Origin of the sequence: Ensifer sp. Root142 (assembly GCF_001426785.1) — a bacterium.
In the GTDB taxonomy this organism is placed as follows: domain Bacteria; phylum Pseudomonadota; class Alphaproteobacteria; order Rhizobiales; family Rhizobiaceae; genus Ensifer; species Ensifer canadensis.
Window position 1 is genome coordinate 78,296 of sequence record NZ_LMFK01000006.1, and the last position, 19,382, is coordinate 97,677.

A 19,382-nucleotide genomic window follows, 5' to 3' on the forward strand; every position below is an offset into this window, starting at 1 on the left:
GAAATGCGTAAAACTAGGAGACAGAGCGTTTCCACGATCGTCCAAACCGGAGAAGCCTACGTGCGATTGAGATCACCGAGATAGGTATTTTCCAGCCGCGAGATCGCGAAGCTCGCCGGATTGATGTCGGCAAAAATCAGCGCCTCGTGGCCGGCGTCACCCTTGGCCAGCACCTGTCCGTCCGGCGATGCGATGCGCGAGAGGCCGGCAAAGGAGAACATCGGGTCCGAGCCGCAATGGTTGATATAGGCAACGAAGACCTGGTTCTCGAAGGCGCGCGTCTGGATCATGTGGTCGGTGATGAAGGTGCCCGACCATCCGGCCGGCAGCGCCGTCGGCACCAGCACCGCTTCGGCACCCGCCAATGCCAGCCTGCGCACATTCTCAGGAAACTCGACATCGTAGCAGATCAGCATGCCACAGGTGACGCCACGGTGGGCGAACAGCCGTGTCGACGGTTTTTCGGCCCTAAACAGCGACCGCTCGTAGTCGCCGTAGAGATGCGATTTGCGGTAAACGGTCGGCGTCGCATCGCCATCGACATAGACGGCGCTGTTATAGATGTCGTTGCCATCGAGTTCGGCGAAACCGGCGATCAGCGCGATGCCGCTTTCCCGCGAAATCTGCGCCAGGCGCCGGACGATCAGTCCATCCGCCGGCTCGGCGAGATCGCGGATCGCCCCCCCCGCGCCATACCCGGTAAGGCCGAGTTCCGGCGTCATCAGCAGCGTCGCTTCTCTCGCAGCCGCCTCCTTCGCCGCCCGCGCAAGGCGGTCGAGATTGGTGGCGACATCGCCGCAGGCCGATTGCATCTGGAGCGCGGCGAGCTTCATCATTTTCCGTCCGACGACATGGCGCCCAAAAGCTTCGGCAGGTCGCCGAAACGGGCAACGAGACCGAAGATCACGGCGGCCGTAGTGACGAACAGGATCGTCACCGACGCCATGGTCGGCGTGTAGCCGTAGCGAAGCGCATTGAAGATCTTGATCGGCAGCGTTTCCATGGTGAAGCCGACGGTCATGTAGGCAACGATGTATTCGTTGAGCGAAAGCACGAAGGCGAACGCGTAGCCCGAGACGATATAGGGCAGGATCAGCGGCAGGACGATGGTGCGAAAGATCGTGCGCTCATCGGCCCCCATGGTCGCGGCTGCCTCGACCAGCGATCGGTCGATCGCGGTGAAGCCGAGCGACAACGTCACCAGCGGCAGCGTCACGAAGAAGATCGCGTGGCTGACGACCGCCGTCCAGGGCTGGCCGTAGAAGCCGACCGTTGCCCAGAAGGTGAGCATGCCAAGCGCGGTGATCACGGGCGGCAGCGTAAAGGGCGCGACGCCGAGCAACTGGAAGATATTGGCCCAGGGCGCGATCCGGCGCCAGAGGAACCAGGCCAGCGGCAACGCTATCGCAACGGCAAGGGCCGCCGACAGCAACGCCAGCGTGACGGAGGCGAAAAGCGCGCTGCGCCATTCCGGATTGAGGAAGATCTCGCCGTACCAGGACAGCGAAAAGCCCTGTGGCGGGAAAGCCAGCGTCTGCTTGGCATTGACCGATACACCGGCAACGACGATCAGCGGCAGCGCCAGGAAGAGCCCGATCAGGAAGAAGTAGGCCTTGCGGAAGATCGAGGTCATACCGCTTCTCCCTTGCGTCCGGCAATCACGGTCAGCGCCACGAGCCCGAGCGTCACCAGCACCAGGAACACCGCCATGGCCGCGGCAAAAGGCATGTTCGACTGGTAGATCGCCTGGTCGGTGATCAGCACCGACAGGGTCCAATGCTGCGGCCGGCCGAGCAGCTGCGGCAGCAGGTAGGAACCGAGCGCGAAGATGAACACCATGATCAGCGTTGCAGTGATGGTGTTTCTGAGCGCCGGCACGACGACGGTGAAGAAGGCTTTGAGCGGCGATGCGCCAAGCGTCCGGGCAGCCTCCGTCAGGGTCGGGTCAAGCCGCACAAGTGCCGGGAAAAGCACCAGCACCGTATAGGGGAAAGCCTGGTAGACCATGCCGGTCAGCACCGCGCCGAAACTCGGGGTCAGTGCCTTCGCCTCGCTCATGATGCCGAGCGCCACCAGAATGTTGGTAATGCCGGCCGTGCGAGAGAACAGCGTCGACCAGGCAAAGCCGATGATGACTTCCGACAGCGACAGGATCGACAGGAGCGCCACGAGCCAGAGCACCTGCACCTTTCGTCCCATGCGGGTCAGCATGTAGGTAAAGGGCAGCGCCAGCACGACGCAGCAGATCGCCACGGTGATGGCGAGCAGCAGCGAAAAGCCGAGCACACCGCCGAAGAAGGCGGAGAGGAAGCGCGCATAATTGTCGAAGACGAAGGCCGGCGTGTAGAAGCCGCCCTGCTGGCGCTGGAAGAAGCTGACGGCGATCATGGTGCCGAAGGGCACGACGAAGAAGATCGTCAGCATCGCCGCGGGAAAGAGGAGCGGCGCGTAATCGCCAAGGGTCTGGGGCGGTTCGCGTCTCATTTCTTCAACACCACGCAAACGTCGGGGGTAAGCGCAATGCCGACCTCCTGGCCGACGGTGACGTCTGGCCGGCCGCGCGGCGTCGAGACCGCGACGATCTGCCGGCCGGCAATGTCGACGAAGGTTTCGATCGTGCCGCCGAGATCGCGCACAAAGGTGACCTTGCCAGTGAGTGCGCCGGCACCGGGTGCGGTCAGGTGCACATCTTCAGGACGAACCGACAGCGTTCCCTTGGAAGCGCCTGCAGGCAATGCAAGGCCGGCAATCGGCTGCCCCAGCACCTCGACGCGGCCGGCACTGTCGGCCTGCACCTCGAGAAGATTGGTCTGGCCGATGAAGTCGGCGACGAAGCTGTCGGCGGGGCGGCGATAGATCTCGATCGGCGACGCGGCCTGGCGGATCTCGCCACCGTTCATCACGACGACCGTGTCGGCCATGGTCATCGCTTCGCGCTGGTCGTGGGTAACGACGATGGTGGTGATGCCGAGCTTCTGCTGCAGCTGGCGCAATTCCACCTGCATCGCCTCGCGCAGCTTGGCGTCGAGTGCCGACAGCGGCTCATCGAGAAGGAAAAGTTTGGGCGAGATCGCCAGTGCGCGCGCGATCGCGACACGCTGGCGCTGGCCGCCTGAAAGTTTGGCAACGGGCCTGTCGGCATAACCGGTCAGATGGATCATCGACAGCAGTTCGTCGACGCGCTTCTTCTGGTCTTCCTTTGCCGCACCGCGGATGCGCAAGGGGTAGGCGATGTTCTCGCCGACGGTCAGATGCGGGAAAAGCGCCAGCGACTGAAACACCATGCCGAGATTGCGCTTGTGCGTCGGCACATGGGTGATGTCGTCGCCATCAAGTTGGATCGCCCCGCCGGTCGGCAGGTCAAGGCCGGCGATCATGCGCAAAAGCGTGGTCTTGCCGCAACCGGACGGGCCGAGCATGCAGACGAACGTCCCGTGCGGCACGTTGAGGTCGACATTGTTGACGGCTCTGAAGGATCCGAATTCCTTGACGACGTTTTGAAGGGCGAGTCCGGACATTGTCTCTCCGCGGGATAGTCCCCTCCCGTCTGCGGGAGGGGTGGCAAGGGAGACGATGCCCCCTTTCGTTTAAGCTCCGGCCCTCCCCTTTAAAAAAGCGGAGGGCCAACGTCTTGTCATCAGCCGACGATCAGCTCGGTCCACTTCTGGTTGAGCCAATCGGACTTGGACTGATAAAGGTCGTAGCGCGGCACGATCGGCTCGATGTCAGACGAAACGGCTGCAAATTCCTTATCCGTCAGATCGGTGACTTCGCGCTTGACGGTCGGCGACGTGCCGACCTTGCGCGACAGGGTCGCCTGGATCGAAGGCTGGCACATGTAGTCGATGAAGACATGGGCTTCCTCGGACTTCTGCGAGGCGCGCGACAGTGCCCAGCAACCGGAATCCTGGATGCCGCCTTCCTTCGGGAAGGTCGAGCGCACCGGATTGCCGTCGGCGGCCGCAAGGCCGGTCACGTCGTGATAGTACTGGCCCATCGGGATTTCACCCGACTTCAGCGACTGCTCGAACTGTGCCTCGTCGCGGTACCAGAGCCGGACGTTCGGCTTAACCTCGGCGAGCTTTTCGAAGACCTTGAGGATGCCCTCTTCGGTATCAAGCGCATTGGTGCCGCCGAAGTAGGTCTTGGCGGTCACTTCCAGTAGGAAGGAGTTGGAAACCAGCGCCAGCAGGCCCAGCTTGTCGGCATTTGCCGGATCCCAGAACGCGGACCAGGAGGTCGGCGCTTCCTTGTAGACATCGGTGTTGGTGACCAGCGTGATGTACCAGGACACGGCCCCGATGCCGGCAACGCGGCCATCCGGATATTTGTTGACGAAGCGGTCGAGCAGGTTCGAGCTGTTCTTGATCTTCGCCATGTCGATCGGCGTCCACAGCTCGGTCGACTGTCCCTTGAGCATCGCCACCTGCGACATCATCGAAACGTCGGCCGGCGCCTGGCCGGCGCGTGCGGCCTGCTCCAGCTGAACGAGCCAGGCTTCGCCGGTCGGCTCGGCGATCGATTCGATCGCAATGCCCGTCGCCTTGGTGAATTCCGGGAAGATGTTCTTGTCGAACGAGGTTTTGAAATAGCCGCCGTAAACGCCGACCTTCAGCGACTTGTCCTGGGCGCGCAGTACCGAGGGCATCGCCAGCATCGAAGCGCCGGCAAGACCCGCGCCGAGCAGCGTGCGGCGCTTGATGGAAGTGGTGATCATCATCTCTCTCCTTTGTTTCGGCGGTGATCCGCCTTGTTCCCTGTTCTCTTTGATTTCTTGCACATTTTCGGTCTCAGTGCGCGGGCATTTTGCGTTCCAGCATGCGTGCATATTGTGTCAGCGGATAACACAGCACGAAGAAGATCACCGCGACCAGCCCATAGACCGTGAAAGGTTCGAAGGTTGCATTATTGATCGCATTGGCGGTTCTGAGAAGCTCCTCGAAGCCGATGATCGACGTCAGCGCCGTGCTCTTGATGAGCTGGACGAGGAAGCCGACAGCCGGCGGCCGGGTGATCGCGAACGCCTGCGGCAGGATCACCAGGCGCAGTTCCTGCAGGCGATGCAGCCCGAGGCTGGCGCCGGCATCCCACTGGCCGGCCGGCAGGGCTTCGACGCCGCCGCGCCAGATCTCGGCAAGATAGGCGCTGGCATAGAAGGTCAACCCCAATGCTGCCGCGGTCCATGGCTCGATGCGAAAGCCAAGCATCGGCAGACCGAAGAACATCAGGAACAGTTGCATCAACAACGGCGTGCCCTGAAACAGCGCGATGTAGCCCGAGCCGAACCGACGCAGCCACTTCTGTTTCGATATGCGCGCAAACAGGATCATCAGGCCGACGGCAGCCCCACCGGCAAAGGCGACAAGCGATAGAAGCAGCGTCCAGCGGGTCGCAAATACCAGATTGCGCAGGATGTCCCAGAAGGTGAACTCGATCATGACACGCCCGCCCCAAGCATGCGCCGGCCGCCCGCCACGAACAGACGGCGGATCATCATCGACAACGCGAGATAGATCAGCGTGACGACAAAATAGGTTTCGAAGGATCGGAAGGTCCGCGCCTGCAGCAGGTCCGCCTCATGGGCGAGTTCCCGCACGGCGATCTGCGACACGACCGCCGATTCCAGCATCATGATGATCACCTGGCTGATCAGCGCCGGAAAGATGACCTTCAGAGCCTGCGGCAGAATGATCTTGACGAACACCTGCCGTGGCCTCAGCCCGAGTGCAAAGGCTGCCTCGCCCTGGCCCTTCGGCACGGCGTCAAGGCCGGCACCGACGATCTCCGTGGTGTAGGCCGCCATGTTGAGCGTCATCGCCAGGATCGCCGCGACGATCGGATCGAGCCGGATGCCGAGGCTCGGCAGACCGAAGTAGATGAAGAACAACTGCACCAGGAACGGCGTGTTGCGGATCACTTCGACATAGACGGCAACCGCCTTGCGCAGCACGCCGTAACGGCTGCGGCGGGCGGCTGCAAAGACAATGCTGATCAGAATGCCGAGCACCATGGTGCAGGCGATCAGAAAGAGCGTCATCGCAGCGCCATGGGCGATCGCGCCCGCGGCATCCCGAAGCCACCCGAAATCGAGGCTGTAACCCATCGTCGCAACCTTTCCCCGAAAGGCACCCACGGAGACGCATGTCCCCGTGGGCGTCAAGTGCTGATTAGTCTTTCAGGTTTTCGGGGTTGAGCGGCGTCTTCAGCCAGGCCTCGGAGCTGGCATTCAGCTTGCCATCGGCAAGCATCTTGGCAACCGCGTCGTTGACGGCCGTCTTCAGGGCTTCCTCGTTCTTGTTGAGGCCGATATGCGACGGCGAGGTCAGGAGCTGGAACTTCTGTTCCGGCTTCAGCGCCTCCTGGCGGGCCAGCACCTGCGCACCGACGTCGTTGCCGACGACCATCAGCTGGGTCTGGCCGGAGATGAACGCCTGGATCACGGCATTGTAGTTGTCGAAGCGCTGGATCGCGGCGGTCGACGGCGCTGCCTCGGTCAGCGACGTATCTTCCAGCGTGCCGCGGTTGACGGCGATCGTCTTGTCCGCAAGGTCGTCCTTGCCGGCAACCTTGAGCTCAGCCGGACCGATGACCGCGATGTAGTAAGGTGCGTAGGCCGCGGCGAAGTCGATCACCTCGGCACGTTCCTTGGAGAAGCCGACGCTCATCAGGATGTCGACGCGCTTGTCGTTGAGATAGGGAATGCGGTTCTGGCCGGTGACGCTGACCAGGTTGAGCTTGACGCCGAGGCCGTCGGCGATCTGCTGGGCGACATCGACGTCATAACCCTTGATGCTCATGTCGGCACTGGCCGAGGAGAAGGGCGGGAAGTCCGAGAAGATGCCGACATTGATCTGGCCGGCCGACTTGATGTCGGCGAGCGCGTCGGCACGTGCGATACCGGTTGCCGCGCCCAGCATCAGAGCGGCGGCGAATGCTGCTTTCATCGTCTTGTGAAGTGTCATTGTCGTTCCCCTGTCCGGAAGCATTGTTGGTTGTGGCATTTGCTGGTCGGCCGCCGCTTCCAGTCCGGCAGCCGACAATCTTTCTTTCAGGCGTCAGGCGGACTTGCCGGTAACGGCCGGGCTGAACACCATGAGGCTGAGGATCTCGAACAGAACCTGGGCGCCGGCATGCGCCGTGTTGGTCGTCGCGTCATATTGCGGCGCGACCTCGACGACGTCGCCGCCGACAAGGTTGATGCCCTTGAGGCCGCGGATCAGTTCCAGCACTTCGCGGGTGGTGAGACCACCGATTTCAGGCGTGCCGGTGCCCGGTGCAAAGCTCGGATCAACGCTGTCGATGTCGAAGGAGAGATAGGTCGGGCCGTCGCCAACGATCTTCTTGGCCTTCTCGATGATCGCGGGAATGCCGAGACCGGTGACTTCCTCCGCATGGATGACGGTCATGCCGGACTCGTAGGAGAACTCCCAGAGATATTCGGCCGAGCCGCGGATGCCGATCTGCACGACACGGGTCGGATCGAGCACACCGTCGAGCACCGCGTTGCGGAACGGGCCGCCATGGTGGAACTTGGTGAGGTCGTAGGCGCCGCCGGTGTCGCAATGGGCATCGATGTGGATCATGCCGACCGGCTTCTTCTTGCCGACGGCTTTCAGGATCGGATGGGTGATCGAATGGTCGCCGCCAACAGACAGCGGAATGACGCCGGCATCGACGATCTGGTTGATGCGCTTTTCGATATCGTCGTGGCTAAGCTCCAGCCGGTAGCGGCTCTGGAACGGCACGTCGCCGATGTCGGCGACACGCAGTTCGTGAACCGGCGCGCAACCGAGCACATGGTTGTAAGGGCCGATGCGCTCGATCGAACGCAGCGCCCGCGGTCCGAAGCGCGAACCAGGACGGTTGGTGACGCCAAGATCCATGGGGATGCCGACGATCGCGACCTGCAGATTGCCGAAATCGGGCTCGTCCGCATCAACAGCCATGTGCGGCGCCGTCAGGAAGGTCGGGATGCCGGAATAGGGCGCAAGGCGCGTGCCGCTCTTGGTGAAGATCTTGTCGGCGACGCGGCGGAAGGTCGGGTCGAACAGCTCGCCGCCATGGCTTTCACCGTATTTCGCCTTGAGTTCGCCAAGCTTCTTTTCGTCCCAGGCCATCCGCTCAAACCTCCGTCATGTCAGCCGGGGAATGCGCACAAAGGCGCCACAGATCAGCATCTGCGGATGGGGCCGGTTCTCTCCGGCTCAATCAAGTTCCCCAGGCTTTTTGCCCTGTTGAGTTCCATTAGGTGACAAATCCTCTGGAAAATCAATTGACATTGTTATAGCGTTTCGTGTGAGAAAAATTCACATGACAACAGCCCGCCGGAACCAAGCTTTTTGTCCAGCCGCCTGCCGCCCCTGAACCCCTTGCGCGCCTTCGAGGCGACGGCGCGCCGTGGCTCCGTGTCGGCTGCCGCGCGCGAACTGAACGTGACGCACGGCGCCATCAGCCACCAGATCCGCGCGCTCGAACTCTCGATCAACGCCACGCTATTCGTGCGCGGCGGAAAGCGGCTGAAGCTGACGCCGCAGGGCGCGCTGCTACTTCCGGCGGTTACCCACGCCTTTGCCGAAATCGCCGCCGCAACAGCCGCCATGACGCGCCCGACCACCAGCGGCGAGTTGCGCATCACCTGCGTCCCCGCCCTGCTCTCCTTCTGGCTGATCCCGCGCCTGCACCTCTTCACCGAGCAGTTTCCCGATGTGCGGCTGACGCTGATCGCCTCCAATGATGCCGCCTATCTCGATGCGTCCGATGTCGACGTCTGCCTGATCTATGGCGACGGCAACTGGCCGGGCTGCTGGTCGAAGCTCTGGAGCCGGCTGGAACTGTTCCCGGTCGTCAGCCCGACATTGCTGAATATGCGGCCGTTGCGCTCCGTGCGCGACCTGCGCGACCATGTGATGCTGCATGGCGACGACGGGCGCGAATGGAACACGTGGCTGGCAGCGGCCGATGCCAGCGACCTGCAGCGCGGTCGCCAACATTTCATGAGCGATGCGCGGCTTTCGACCGAAGCGGCGCTGCACAATCAGGGTGTCGCGCTTGGCGACACCATCACCGCCGGCAGCCTGATCGCGCGCGGCGAGTTGATCGCTCCCTTCGACCTGACGGTTCCGGCCAACGACGCCTTTTACGTCGCCTGCCGCAATGAAGTGCTGGCCGCCCCGATCGTGCGTATCTTCATCGACTGGATGTTCTCGGCGCTGGAAAACGACCCGATGCCGGAACTGCAGACCTCCGCGCGCACGATTATTCGCAGCCGAGCCTCGAAATCCGAGCCGACAGACCGTAAATCGGTGAAGGACGGTTTTCAGCCGGTTTCAGCGCCGGCCCGCGGCCGGCGCACGGAACGCCCACAGAAACGCAAGAACAAAGCCTGAGCCATAGGAACACCTGCCATGCCGCATTTCAATCCGCTCGTCGAAAAGCTCTCGTCGCCGCCCGTGCCGTCGGTGCTCGCCTGGGCGAAAAGCTATGATGGCTCCCGCGGGCCGCTGATCGACCTCTCGCAGGCGGTGCCCGGCTATCCGGCGCACCCGGACATGCTGGCATGGCTGGGCGAAGCCGCGGCGTCGACTGCCTATACCGGCTATGGCGCGATCGAGGGTGAAGCGGCGCTGCGCGAGGCCTATGCCGCGCATGTGGCAGGCCTTTATCGCGCCGCGATCACGGCCGACAACATCCACATCACCTCTGGTTGCAACCAGGCATTCATCTGCACCGCGATGGCGATCGCCTCAGCCGGTGATACGATCCTGATGACCAACCCCTATTACTTCAACCAGGAAACGACGCTCGCCATGCTCGGCATCAATGTCGAGCTGGTGCCCTGCGACGCCGGCGCCGGCTTCCTGCCGGAGATCGACGCAATCACTGCTGCGCTGCGGCCGGGTATCCGGGCGCTCGCGCTGGTATCGCCGAACAATCCGACCGGCGCGATCTATCCGCCCGAGCTTCTGTCGCGCATCTACGAAGTTTGCCGCGCCAACGGCACCTGGCTGATCCTCGACGAAACCTATCGCGACTTCCTGCCCGATGCCGGCGCTGCACCGCACGGCCTGCTGCAGACGGAGGGATGGCAGGACAGCTTCATCGGCCTCTACAGCTTCTCCAAATCCTTCTGCATTCCGGGCCATCGCCTCGGCGCAATCACCGCCGGGCCGGCGCTGGTCGAGCAGGTCACCAAGATCATGGACAACCTGCAGATCTGCGCGCCCCGTTCGGCGCAGGCCGCGGTCGCCAAGGCTATTCCAGCACTTGCCGATTGGCGTCTCGGCAATCGCGCCGAGATCGCTGCGCGTACAGACGCGCTGCGCGATGTCATGGGCCGGCTGCCGCAATGGAAGCTGCAGGCGATCGGCGCCTACTTCGCCTATATCCGGCATCCCTTCGCGGACATCGATTCGCAGTTCGTGGCCGAGAAGCTGGCGAAACTCGCCGGTGTCATCTGCCTGCCGGGCGACTACTTCGGCGAAGGCCAGGAAAACTACCTGCGCTTTGCCTTTGCCAATGCCGACGCGGGCACGATCCGCCAACTGGAAGAGCGGCTCGCCGGCTTCAACCTTCCCGGCCTGTAACAGGGCAAGAGCGTATCCGGTTTCGACGCAGCCGCGGAAACGCTCTTGCTCCATGTTTTTACACATTTCCTGACGGAAGACCGCGTTCGCACCTTTCCTGGAAATGCTCTAACCGCGGCGGGCGATCAGGATGCCGACAAGCACGATCGCCCCGCCGATTGCCTGCATCAGCCCGACCGGCTCGGAGAGCAGTATCCAGGCGAGGATCGCCGCGACCACCGGCTGCAGCAAAAGCGTCAGCGACGAAAACGCCGGCGGCAGATAGGCGAGCGCATAGGTGATCGCCACCTGCCCGCCCGCATGGCTGACGAAGGCGAGGCCGAACAGCATCGACCAGCCGAAGAGCGTCGGCGGCAATAGCGTGGGCTCGGACAGAAGCACGATCGGCAGCATGCAGATGGCGGCGGATGCCGTGCTCCAAACCATGATCCGGATGGTGCTGAACAGGCTGCGCAGCCGCCCGATTGCCAGGATGTAACCGGCATAGAACATCGCAGCGATGACGGCGACGCCGTCGCCCAGCAGATTGCCGTCGGCAAGCGCCATCGGGCCGCCCTTGAGGATGATCACGCCGGCGACCGCCGTCGCAAGTCCGATGGCAAACACGGTGCTGATGCGGGCGCGAAAAAGCAGCCAGCTCGCAAGCGTCACGAAAACGGGGGCAAGGTTGGCCAGCAGGGTGGCATTGGCGACCGACGTCTTGGTCAGCGCATAGTGCCAGGCGGCAAGGTCGATTGCGAGGAAGACACCCGGCAGCACCAGCAGCGCATACTCCGACAGCCGCTCGGGCCGCCGGTCGGACGCCGGCGCCCCACGAAACCAGGACCAGGCGAGAAGCGGGATCAGCGCCAGCGCCACGCGCCAGAAGGCCGTCGCCATCGGTCCGACCTCGGACAGGCGCACGAAGATCGGCGAGCCGCCGATCGCAGCCCCGCCGATCAGCAGGGCAGCCATGGCAAGGCGATTATGAGAAGAGGCGGCGGCGGGTGCTGAGGTCACGTCAATGTCCGGCTCTCTGCTGGCGGGCGATCATGGCGCCCCTGAGAAGGCAGCTAGCAGAAGTGCGGCATCGGCAACAGTCGCAATAAATCGCCCGCAGCAACAAAGACGGCCGCCATGCGCAAACACGGCGACCGTCCAATGGTTCTATCGCGCCTCGTCGGCGCAATGCTTGGTGTCGTCAGGCCGCGTCCGGAATATGCACGGTCTTGACCTCAAGGAAATCCTCGAGCCCGAATATGCCGCCTTCGCGTCCATTGCCGGACTGCTTGTAGCCGCCGAAGGGGCTGCCATAACGATGGGGGCCGCCGTTGATGTGGACCATGCCGGCGCGCAGGCGTGACGCCACCCGCTCCGCCCGCTTGGGATCGCCGGTCTGCACATAGGCGGCCAGCCCGTAATTGGTGTCGTTGGCGATCGCGATCGCTTCCTCCTCGGTATCGAAGGGGATGATCGCCAGCACCGGCCCGAACACCTCCTCGCGAGCAATGCGCATGGTGTTGTTGACGTCGGCAAAGATGGTCGGCTTGACGAAGTAGCCGGTCTCGAAGCCCTCGGGCTTGCCGGCACCGCCGACGACAAGACGCGCGCCCTCGGCGATACCCGCTTCGATCAGCGCCTGCACGCGGCCGAACTGGACGTCGCTCACCAACGGGCCGATGTGGCCGCCTTCCTTGGTCGGATCGCCGACCTCGGCTCCACGACCGACGCGGCCGGCGATCTCGACGACCTTGTCGTAGACGCTACGCTCGACCAGCATGCGCGTCGGCGCATCGCAGGACTGGCCGGAATTGTTGAAGCATTCGAGCACGCTTCCGCTCACTCGGTCTTCGAGATCGGCATCGGCAAAGACGATGTTCGGTGACTTGCCGCCGAGTTCGAGCGTCACGCGCTTGACCGTTTCGGCCGCATCCTTGCTGACGGCGATGCCGGCGCGGGTCGAACCGGTAAACGACATCATGTCGATGTCCCGATGCTTCGACAGTGCGGCACCGGCATTGATGCCATCGCCATTGACGAGGTTGAAGACGCCCGCTGGAAAACCGGCCTCATCGATCATTTCGGCATAGAGCATGGCGTTGAGCGGCGTGAATTCGCTCGGCTTCAGCACGCAGGTCGAGCCGGTCGCAAGTGCGGGAACGACCTTGAGCGCGATCTGGTTGATCGGCCAGTTCCAGGGCGTGATCAGGCCGCAGATGCCGATCGGCTCGCGCAGGATCACGTCGCCGTTCGCCAGCGTATCGCGCGTCTTCAGCCGCTTCAGCGCATCGATGAACCCCTGCAGATGGCCGACGCCGACATCCGCCTGCTGCTCGCGCGTCATTGTCGTCGGAGCGCCGAGCTCCATGGTGATGGTGGCCACCATCTCGTCATAGCGGCGCTTGTAGATCGACAACAGCTTTTCGAGCAGCGCCAGCCGCTCGTCGACGCTTGTACGGCTATAGGTGGCGAAGGCCTTCTTCGCAGCGGCAACGGCGCGATCGATATCGGCGGCCGAACCCATCGAAATCACCGCGATCGGCTTCTCGGTCGCCGGGTTCAGCACCTCCAGATCGTTAGGCGTGATCGGATCGACCCATTGGCCGTCGATATAAAACTTCCTTTTGTCGAGCATACGCTCCTCCTTCCCGTCAGATTGTGTTTTCTTTCTCCGCGAGCCAGTCCTTGATGAGCGCGCGGTAGCGCTCGCCTGAAAAGCTCGGAAAATGTCCGCCGTGGACGATACGCGCCGGAATGCGCAGCAACCGTTCCATCGACGCCAGATAGTCGTCGGCATTGGCGTGGTAGGTATCTTCGATCAGCGGCCCGTCGTAGAGGATGTCGCCGGAAAAGAGCACGCCGCTCTTCTCCTCCCAGAGTGCGATGCCACCGGGCGAATGCCCGGGCGTGTGGATCACCTCGAAGACGCGATCGCCAAGATCGATATGATCGCCATCGGCAAGAACAATCGTCGCAGGCGCAGCCTTCACCGCGTAGGTGGTCGAGGCATAGGGCTCGGGCGGCAGCGCGTCGAAAATCTCGTCGGCGACATAGGGGTCGGCAAGCGTGTTGATGCGCGTCGGATGCGCCAGCAGCTCAGCTTCGGCCGCATGCACGGCGCGGCAATCGAATTCGTGATGGCAGCCGATATGGTCGAAATGCGTATGGCTGGCAACGGCGGTCAGTTTGCGCTCGGTGACCAGCGGCACCCACGCGCGCAACGACACCACGCCCATGCCGCTATCAACAAGCATGTCACGGTCGCGCCCGCGCACGTGCCACATGTTGCAGCGGTAGAACTCCTGGATAAAGGGTTCGCAGATGTAGGTGACATCGTCGTCGAGACGCTTCGCCGCATACCAGTCTTTCGGAGCAATTCGCCGCATCTTGCTACAGGGTTCCGCTTGCCGCCGGCAAGGCTACGACGTCGGCAGCCCGCACCGCAAGGGGGACGATCTCGCCGTCGCGCACGTCGGAGGATTGCGGCAGATGCGCCACCAACGCATCGCCGTCGGTTGCGCAAGGCTTGAGGTGGCAACGGTAGTGCGTACCGAAGAAGGCGCTGCCGGCGACCCGCGCATCGCCGAGCGCGAACATCGGACCGTCCGATTTGTCGTTCCCGCGAAAATGCTCCGGCCGAATGGTGAGCGTGATCGCGTCGCCGGCCCTGGGCGCTCTCGCAGTAAAATTGGCGGCGGGAAGCGCCAAGTTGCCGAGCGAGGTTTCAACCTCGGCCGACGAAGCGTCGGCGGCCTTGATCCGGCCGGGAACAAAATTGACCTCGCCCATGAAGCCCGCCGAAAACAGCGATCGTGGCCGCATATAGATCTGCGATGGCGGACCGAAATCCTCGATTCGCCCCTGGTTCATGACGACGATCCGGTCGGCGATCGCCATCGCCTCTTCCTGGTCGTGGGTCACATGCACGAAGGTGGTGCCGACCCGCTTCTGGATCGCCTTCAGCTCATCCTGCATCTGGCGGCGAAGCTTCAGGTCCAGAGCGCCCAAGGGTTCGTCAAGCAGCAGCACTTCGGGATCGACGGCAAGCGCGCGGGCAAGTGCAACGCGCTGACGCTGGCCGCCGGAAAGCTCGTGCGGCCGTTTGCCGGCGGACGCCTTGAGACCGACGAGGTCGAGGAAGCCGAGCGCCTTTTCGTCCCGCTCGGCCTTGCCGAGACCGCGCATCCGGAGCCCGAAGCCGACATTGTCGACGAGCCGCATATGCGGGAAGAGCGCATAGTCCTGAAACATCGTCGTGGTCGGGCGTTTGGCCGGCGTGACGAAGGTCATGTCGCGATCGCCGATGACGACGCGCCCGGAGCTTGGCGACAGGAACCCGCCGAGAATGGAAAGAAGCGTGGTCTTGCCGCAGCCCGAGGGCCCAAGCAGCACGATGAACTCCCCTGCCCGGATGTCGAGCGAGACCCTGTCCAGCGCCGTGAAGTGGCCGAACGTCTTGCTGACGTTTTCGATCGAGACGGGAGCGGTCATTGTTTCTTCGTCCTTCCGAACAGGGAAAACTCGAGGATCAGCAGCAGCGCCACCGAGGCGAGAAAGACCAGCGAGCCGATCGCATTGGTCTTGGGATTGAGGCCAGAGCGCAGCATGCTCCAGATCTCGACGGGCAGGGTCACGTCGAAACGCGACAGCAGGAAGGCGATGATGAACTCGTCCCAGCTGAAGGTCACCGACAGGAAGAAGGCAGCCAGGATCGAAGGCATCAGCATCGGCGCGGTCACCAGCGCCATGACCTTGAAATCATTGGCGCCAAGATCGCGCGCCGCCCGCTCGATGTTGATCTGGTGGTCACCCATCGCGGCATAGATGATCGCAAAGCAGAGCGGCAGGTTGATCACCACGTGACCGATGCCGACCGTCAACAACGAGAGCGGCATGTGCAGCGCATTGAGAAGCGCCAGCAGTCCGAGCGCGATGATCAGATAGCTGACCGTCATCGGCGCGATCAGCAGGCCCCTTTGCAAGGCCGAGCCCGGCAGCCTGTAGCGCGCCAGCGAATAGGCGGCGAGAAAGCCGAGCACGCAGGAGACCAAGGACGAGGAGATGGCGACCAGCATCGAATTGCCGAGTGCTGCCATCAGCTTGCGGTCGACGAAAACAGCCTCGTACCATTGGGTGGAAAAGCCGTTGAACGGCGGCACCGGCAGGCGCCCGTCCTGGAAGGAAAACAGCACGAGCACCGCGACCGGAAGGAAGATGAAGGCGTAGACGAGAGCGAGATAGGCCCAGGACACACCGCCAATGAAAATTCTGCGCAGCATCAGGCCCTCTCGATCTTCAGCCAACGGGCACACAGCACATAGGCGACGGTGACGGCCAGCATGAGGATGATCGACAGCGCCGCTGCCATCGGGAAATCGGCGCGCCGGCCGAGCTGCAGCATGATGATCTGCGGCAGCACCAGCTCGTTGTTGCCGCCGAGGATCTGCGGCGTGACATAGTCGCCAATGCAGAGCACGAAGGTGAGAAATGCGCCGGTCATGATGCCGGGCAAAGTCAACGGCAGCACCACATGCCAGAAGGTCTGGAAGGCGTTGGCGCCAAGGTCGGCGGCCGCGCGGCGATAGTTCGGCGAGAGCTGGATCAGGTTCGAATAGATTGTCAGCGTCAAAAGCATGACGAAGAAGTGGACGAAACCGATCACCGTCGCCGTGCGCGTGCTGGCGATCGCGAGCGGCTCGGAGATCAGCCCGACGCCCGTCAGTATCTGATTGATGACGCCGTTTTTCGACAGCACGAGCAACCATGAGTAAGAGCGGACGACATAGGAGGTCCAGAACGGCAGGATCGCCAGGATCAGCGCCATGCGCTGAAACCGTTTCGGCACGCGCTCGGCAATGATCCAGGCGAGCGGGTAGGCAAGCAGCACCGAAAGGACCGTGACGATAACCGTGATTTCGAGCGAATTGACCAGGCCCTGCAACAGCGCGTTCTCGGAGAAGAAGCGCAGATAGTTGTCGAGATTCCAGACGCGGACGATCTCCCGTCCCTCGCGCTTCCAGAGGCTCATCGCCGCCATGAACAGGAAAGGCACAACGAAGAAGGCGAACGTCCACAAAAGTGCCGGCGCAGCAAAACCCCAGGCTTTCCGGCGGTCGGCATCTTCGAGAGTTGTCGCGGTCATGAAAGCTCCAGATCTGAGCGCCCACCAGACAAGGATGGTGGCCGCAGTTCACCGTCCCACCGGACGGTGGGGCGGCGATCGGCTGCAGGATTGGCGAACGCCGTTCGGGGCGTTACTGCTGCAGCATTTCCGTCCAGGCATCCTGGAACTGCTGATCCAGTTCGGTGGACGGGATCGGATAGAGCTGCGTCTTCTTCAGGTATTCGGCCTGCTCGTTGAACCGCAGCGCCGCCTTCTGCTGGTCTGTCAGGTGCTCGCCGGCCTTGCTGTTTGCCGGCATCGCCCAGTAGCAGGAGGATGTCGCAAGCCGTGCCTGGCCTTCGGGGCTGACGATGTACTGCACGAATTTCAGCGCCAGATCCTGCTTGGTCGAATCCTTCATCACGCCAATCGACTGCGCCCAGCGCACCGCCCCCTGCTCCGGGATCGTCCAGTCGAGATTGGGCTTGTCGGCCGACAGCACCGCGGTGATCCACTCGCCGCCACCGACCAGGATATCGACCTCGCCGGTTGCCAGCGCCGTCTGGGAGGACACGACATCGCTGACCTGCTTGGAAACCGCACGCATTGCCGCCAGCTTTTCCTTGATCGCCGGCATGTCCGCCTCGGTTAGCTCTGCGGTCTTCTTGCCGAGCCCGAGACCGACGAGGCCGATCATCGGCAGGTAGTAGTCGTAGAGCGCGATGCGCCCCTTGTACTTGTCCGACCAGATCACCGAGAGATCCTGCATGTCCTTCGGATCGACCTTGGACTTGTCGTAGGAGATGGTGTTGTAGCCGAACTTTTCCGTGACGGCATAAGTCTTGCCGTCCTTGGTGTTGTTGGCCTCCATCCGGACTTCGGGGAAGAGGTCTGATGTCGGCAAGGCATCGGCCGGCATTTCGGCGAGCAGATCGAGATCGATGGCGCGGTGAACATCGACGCCGTCGATGACGAGGACGTCCCAGTCGCCCGGACGGGACTGGTCGAGGATCGAGAGCGCGGCACCGGTGCCTTCATAGACCTTCAGGTTGACCTTGACGTCGTTGGCCTTTTCGAACGGCTCGACCAGGGCCGGATCCGTGTGGTCGCACCAGACGAGCGCATTGAGTTCTTCGGTCGCGAAAGCCGGTGCCGGAACCGAGACAAGCGAAGCGGCGACGATCGCGCCTGCAGCGACCGAGGAGAAAAATCGGCGCAGGTGCGCGCCGTCATGAACTGACTGCATCATGCTGTTGCCCTCTTGTTTGACGCTCGTTTCGGCGTCTTCAAAAAAAGATTGAATGAATTCATTTTTTAAGTCAATCTCAAATTTGAAGACATTCAGAATTCAAGGAAATCCACATGACAGGGTTGCGCGCACGGCAGAAAGCCGACCGGAACAGACGTATCCTGGACGCCGCCGCTCAGTTGTTTCGCGAGGTCGGCTACGACAGCGCCCGCATCGAGGACATCGCCGAACGGGCCGAAGTGTCGGTCGGCACCTTCTACAATTACTATGAAAACAAGGGCGACATCCTGGTCGCCACGGTGTCGATGGAAGTGGAGGAAGTTCTCGCCGCCGGGCGCACCATCGTCGACAATCCCCCCTCCTCCGTCGAAGGCGCGCTGGAGGCCCTGATCGGTCAATATTACGATCACTCGCTCGTCTATCTCAGCAAGGAGATGTGGCGCACTGCGATGGCGATTTCGATCCAGCAGCCGGAGAGCCCCTTCAGCAAGCGCTATACCGAGCTCGACCGCCGGCTTTGCGACCAGGTGTCGACGCTCATCCACAAGCTGCAGGTGAAGGGCCTCGTCGCCCCCGGAACCGACATTCGCGCCGTCGGCGAGATGCTGTTCAACAATCTCAATCTAATGTTCATCGAATTCGCGAAGCACGAGGCGATGCCGCTCGATGAGCTCAAGGCGCGTGTCAGCAGACAGAACCGGCCGCTCGCAACGCTGATCGCGGCGCCATGATCCAACCCGGACAATGAAGCCAACTCTCACAATAAAGAGCGTATCGATGCAAGACTTGGAACAGTCGGTGCTTGCCGCCGCCGATCGGCTCGTCGCAGCCTTTGCCCGCCATGATGCCGCCGCCTACTTTTCAGCCTTCGCGCCGAATGCGACCTTCATCTTCCACAATCTCGATCGACCCCTGCGCAGCCGGGCAGAATATGAGGCGGAATGGGCGTTGTGGGAGACCCGCGACAGCTTCCGCGTCCGAGGCTGCCAGTCCAGCGATCGGCATGTGCAAATGATCGGCAACGTTGCCGTCTTCACGCATGGCGTTCGAACCGAACTTGAGATCGGCGGTGAAGCACTGACGTCGCAGGAAAGAGAAACGATCGTGTTTGAACGGGATGGGGCCGGAACCTGGCTGGCGGTCCACGAGCATCTGTCGCGCGCCGGATAGCAGTCCCGAAACGCGTTTAGAGGGCACCGATGACGACGGCGGAAACGAAGCAGAAGGCAGCGACAAAGGCGATCGCGTGCGGAAACAGGGTGATGGGTGAGCGGCGCGGCGGGGCTGCAGCGTAGGACGCATATCGGGACTGGATTGTCGGCTTCGCAGCGTTCATCGCGTCTCTCCGTCGTTCAGGCCGGGAACTTGGCCGTTAATAGCCATGTTCTCCGATATTCTCGATTGAGTTTATAGATATTAATTTCTCGATTCCACCCCAAAAGTAAAAAATCGTCCGCCAGGCGGCGCC

Annotated in this window: 21 protein-coding genes; 4 read left to right on the top strand and 17 right to left on the bottom strand. The window is 62.5% G+C overall.

The genetic code is table 11. The features are described 5' to 3' along the window. Positions 1-56: 56 nt before the first annotated feature. The 9 genes from ASD52_RS09325 to speB form a co-directional block, all read right to left on the bottom strand. Positions 57-836 (bottom strand): carbon-nitrogen hydrolase family protein, encoded by a 780-nt coding sequence (locus ASD52_RS09325; protein WP_025428161.1) that lies wholly within the window; start codon positions 834-836, stop codon positions 57-59. Then, positions 833-1,633: an ABC transporter permease gene (locus ASD52_RS09330; protein WP_025428162.1), complete on the bottom strand. Its 801-nt coding sequence runs from the start codon at positions 1,631-1,633 to the stop codon at positions 833-835. Before ASD52_RS09330 ends, ASD52_RS09325 begins: the two co-directional genes overlap by 4 nt. Continuing rightward, a complete protein-coding gene (locus ASD52_RS09335; protein WP_025428163.1) occupies positions 1,630-2,484 on the bottom strand; it encodes an ABC transporter permease in 855 nt (284 codons plus the stop codon). Before ASD52_RS09335 ends, ASD52_RS09330 begins: the two co-directional genes overlap by 4 nt. Beyond that, the gene (locus ASD52_RS09340) at positions 2,481-3,518 is read right to left on the bottom strand and encodes an ABC transporter ATP-binding protein (protein ID WP_025428164.1); all 1,038 of its coding nucleotides are present in this window, start codon (positions 3,516-3,518) and stop codon (positions 2,481-2,483) included. Before ASD52_RS09340 ends, ASD52_RS09335 begins: the two co-directional genes overlap by 4 nt. A gap of 119 nt (positions 3,519-3,637) precedes the next feature. Then, positions 3,638-4,717, bottom strand: coding sequence for an ABC transporter substrate-binding protein (locus tag ASD52_RS09345; protein ID WP_025428165.1), 1,080 nt, complete (start codon positions 4,715-4,717; stop codon positions 3,638-3,640). 73 nt (positions 4,718-4,790) lie between these two features. Continuing rightward, the gene (locus ASD52_RS09350; RefSeq protein WP_025428166.1) at positions 4,791-5,438 is read right to left on the bottom strand and encodes an amino acid ABC transporter permease; all 648 of its coding nucleotides are present in this window, start codon (positions 5,436-5,438) and stop codon (positions 4,791-4,793) included. Then, positions 5,435-6,103 carry an amino acid ABC transporter permease gene (locus ASD52_RS09355; RefSeq protein ID WP_025428167.1) on the bottom strand — a complete coding sequence of 223 codons (669 nt, stop codon included), beginning with the start codon at positions 6,101-6,103 and terminating at the stop codon, positions 5,435-5,437. The genes ASD52_RS09350 and ASD52_RS09355 overlap by 4 nt, the downstream gene beginning before the upstream one ends. Before the next feature lie 64 nt (positions 6,104-6,167). Then, positions 6,168-6,944, bottom strand: a complete 777-nt coding sequence (locus ASD52_RS09360; RefSeq protein ID WP_225906283.1) for a transporter substrate-binding domain-containing protein — start codon at positions 6,942-6,944, stop codon at positions 6,168-6,170. A 111-nt stretch (positions 6,945-7,055) separates the two neighbouring features. After that, the gene (speB, locus tag ASD52_RS09365; RefSeq protein ID WP_025428169.1) at positions 7,056-8,117 is read right to left on the bottom strand and encodes an agmatinase; all 1,062 of its coding nucleotides are present in this window, start codon (positions 8,115-8,117) and stop codon (positions 7,056-7,058) included. Between the two features lie 222 nt (positions 8,118-8,339). On the opposite strand from speB, the gene ASD52_RS09370 reads away from it, so the two are divergent. Beyond that, complete coding sequence (locus ASD52_RS09370) at positions 8,340-9,386, top strand: LysR substrate-binding domain-containing protein (RefSeq protein ID WP_025428170.1); 1,047 nt, start codon at positions 8,340-8,342, stop codon at positions 9,384-9,386. Positions 9,387-9,404: 18 nt separating this feature from the next. Further along, positions 9,405-10,583, top strand: coding sequence for an aminotransferase (locus tag ASD52_RS09375; protein WP_025428171.1), 1,179 nt, complete (start codon positions 9,405-9,407; stop codon positions 10,581-10,583). Positions 10,584-10,691: 108 nt separating this feature from the next. On the opposite strand, the gene ASD52_RS09380 is transcribed toward ASD52_RS09375, so the two are convergent. The 7 genes from ASD52_RS09380 to ASD52_RS09410 form a co-directional block, all read right to left on the bottom strand. Then, on the bottom strand, positions 10,692-11,537 hold the full coding sequence (locus ASD52_RS09380; protein WP_025428172.1) for a DMT family transporter: 846 nt from the start codon (positions 11,535-11,537) through the stop codon (positions 10,692-10,694). Positions 11,538-11,763: 226 nt separating this feature from the next. Further along, positions 11,764-13,197 carry an aldehyde dehydrogenase family protein gene (locus ASD52_RS09385; RefSeq protein ID WP_057224007.1) on the bottom strand — a complete coding sequence of 478 codons (1,434 nt, stop codon included), beginning with the start codon at positions 13,195-13,197 and terminating at the stop codon, positions 11,764-11,766. A 16-nt stretch (positions 13,198-13,213) separates the two neighbouring features. Further along, positions 13,214-13,948: an MBL fold metallo-hydrolase gene (locus tag ASD52_RS09390; RefSeq protein ID WP_025428174.1), complete on the bottom strand. Its 735-nt coding sequence runs from the start codon at positions 13,946-13,948 to the stop codon at positions 13,214-13,216. 4 nt (positions 13,949-13,952) lie between these two features. Then, positions 13,953-15,053: an ABC transporter ATP-binding protein gene (locus tag ASD52_RS09395; RefSeq protein WP_025428175.1), complete on the bottom strand. Its 1,101-nt coding sequence runs from the start codon at positions 15,051-15,053 to the stop codon at positions 13,953-13,955. Next, the gene (locus ASD52_RS09400) at positions 15,050-15,841 is read right to left on the bottom strand and encodes an ABC transporter permease (protein WP_025428176.1); all 792 of its coding nucleotides are present in this window, start codon (positions 15,839-15,841) and stop codon (positions 15,050-15,052) included. The genes ASD52_RS09395 and ASD52_RS09400 overlap by 4 nt, the downstream gene beginning before the upstream one ends. Beyond that, positions 15,841-16,704 (bottom strand): ABC transporter permease, encoded by an 864-nt coding sequence (locus tag ASD52_RS09405; RefSeq protein ID WP_025428177.1) that lies wholly within the window; start codon positions 16,702-16,704, stop codon positions 15,841-15,843. The genes ASD52_RS09400 and ASD52_RS09405 overlap by 1 nt, the downstream gene beginning before the upstream one ends. 112 nt (positions 16,705-16,816) lie before the next feature. Then, entirely contained in the window at positions 16,817-17,914 is a 1,098-nt protein-coding gene (locus ASD52_RS09410; RefSeq protein WP_107028053.1) for an extracellular solute-binding protein, read from the bottom strand. A gap of 113 nt (positions 17,915-18,027) precedes the next feature. On the opposite strand from ASD52_RS09410, the gene ASD52_RS09415 reads away from it, so the two are divergent. Further along, on the top strand, positions 18,028-18,645 hold the full coding sequence (locus ASD52_RS09415) for a TetR/AcrR family transcriptional regulator (protein WP_025428179.1): 618 nt from the start codon (positions 18,028-18,030) through the stop codon (positions 18,643-18,645). 46 nt (positions 18,646-18,691) lie between these two features. After that, positions 18,692-19,084 (top strand): nuclear transport factor 2 family protein, encoded by a 393-nt coding sequence (locus tag ASD52_RS09420; RefSeq protein ID WP_025428180.1) that lies wholly within the window; start codon positions 18,692-18,694, stop codon positions 19,082-19,084. 16 nt (positions 19,085-19,100) lie between these two features. Here the strand turns inward: ASD52_RS09420 and ASD52_RS39265 are convergent, their stop codons facing one another. Further along, complete coding sequence (locus tag ASD52_RS39265; RefSeq protein ID WP_025428181.1) at positions 19,101-19,250, bottom strand: hypothetical protein; 150 nt, start codon at positions 19,248-19,250, stop codon at positions 19,101-19,103. Positions 19,251-19,382 lie beyond the last annotated feature (132 nt).

What these genes read in the sequence shown, in the direction of transcription:
- ASD52_RS09325 (WP_025428161.1), bottom strand. Translation starts at nt 836, where the DNA reads ATGATGAAGCTCGCCGCGCTCCAGATGCAATCGGCCTGCGGCGATGTC.
- ASD52_RS09330 (WP_025428162.1), bottom strand. Translation starts at nt 1,633, where the DNA reads ATGACCTCGATCTTCCGCAAGGCCTACTTCTTCCTGATCGGGCTCTTC.
- ASD52_RS09335 (WP_025428163.1), bottom strand. Translation starts at nt 2,484, where the DNA reads ATGAGACGCGAACCGCCCCAGACCCTTGGCGATTACGCGCCGCTCCTC.
- ASD52_RS09340 (WP_025428164.1), bottom strand. Translation starts at nt 3,518, where the DNA reads ATGTCCGGACTCGCCCTTCAAAACGTCGTCAAGGAATTCGGATCCTTC.
- ASD52_RS09345 (WP_025428165.1), bottom strand. Translation starts at nt 4,717, where the DNA reads ATGATCACCACTTCCATCAAGCGCCGCACGCTGCTCGGCGCGGGTCTT.
- ASD52_RS09350 (WP_025428166.1), bottom strand. Translation starts at nt 5,438, where the DNA reads ATGATCGAGTTCACCTTCTGGGACATCCTGCGCAATCTGGTATTTGCG.
- ASD52_RS09355 (WP_025428167.1), bottom strand. Translation starts at nt 6,103, where the DNA reads ATGGGTTACAGCCTCGATTTCGGGTGGCTTCGGGATGCCGCGGGCGCG.
- ASD52_RS09360 (WP_225906283.1), bottom strand. Translation starts at nt 6,944, where the DNA reads ATGAAAGCAGCATTCGCCGCCGCTCTGATGCTGGGCGCGGCAACCGGT.
- speB (WP_025428169.1), bottom strand. Translation starts at nt 8,117, where the DNA reads ATGGCCTGGGACGAAAAGAAGCTTGGCGAACTCAAGGCGAAATACGGT.
- ASD52_RS09375 (WP_025428171.1), top strand. Translation starts at nt 9,405, where the DNA reads ATGCCGCATTTCAATCCGCTCGTCGAAAAGCTCTCGTCGCCGCCCGTG.
- ASD52_RS09380 (WP_025428172.1), bottom strand. Translation starts at nt 11,537, where the DNA reads ATGGCTGCCCTGCTGATCGGCGGGGCTGCGATCGGCGGCTCGCCGATC.
- ASD52_RS09385 (WP_057224007.1), bottom strand. Translation starts at nt 13,197, where the DNA reads ATGCTCGACAAAAGGAAGTTTTATATCGACGGCCAATGGGTCGATCCG.
- ASD52_RS09390 (WP_025428174.1), bottom strand. Translation starts at nt 13,948, where the DNA reads ATGCGGCGAATTGCTCCGAAAGACTGGTATGCGGCGAAGCGTCTCGAC.
- ASD52_RS09395 (WP_025428175.1), bottom strand. Translation starts at nt 15,053, where the DNA reads ATGACCGCTCCCGTCTCGATCGAAAACGTCAGCAAGACGTTCGGCCAC.
- ASD52_RS09400 (WP_025428176.1), bottom strand. Translation starts at nt 15,841, where the DNA reads ATGCTGCGCAGAATTTTCATTGGCGGTGTGTCCTGGGCCTATCTCGCT.
- ASD52_RS09405 (WP_025428177.1), bottom strand. Translation starts at nt 16,704, where the DNA reads ATGACCGCGACAACTCTCGAAGATGCCGACCGCCGGAAAGCCTGGGGT.
- ASD52_RS09410 (WP_107028053.1), bottom strand. Translation starts at nt 17,914, where the DNA reads ATGATGCAGTCAGTTCATGACGGCGCGCACCTGCGCCGATTTTTCTCC.
- ASD52_RS09415 (WP_025428179.1), top strand. Translation starts at nt 18,028, where the DNA reads ATGACAGGGTTGCGCGCACGGCAGAAAGCCGACCGGAACAGACGTATC.
- ASD52_RS09420 (WP_025428180.1), top strand. Translation starts at nt 18,692, where the DNA reads ATGCAAGACTTGGAACAGTCGGTGCTTGCCGCCGCCGATCGGCTCGTC.
- ASD52_RS39265 (WP_025428181.1), bottom strand. Translation starts at nt 19,250, where the DNA reads ATGAACGCTGCGAAGCCGACAATCCAGTCCCGATATGCGTCCTACGCT.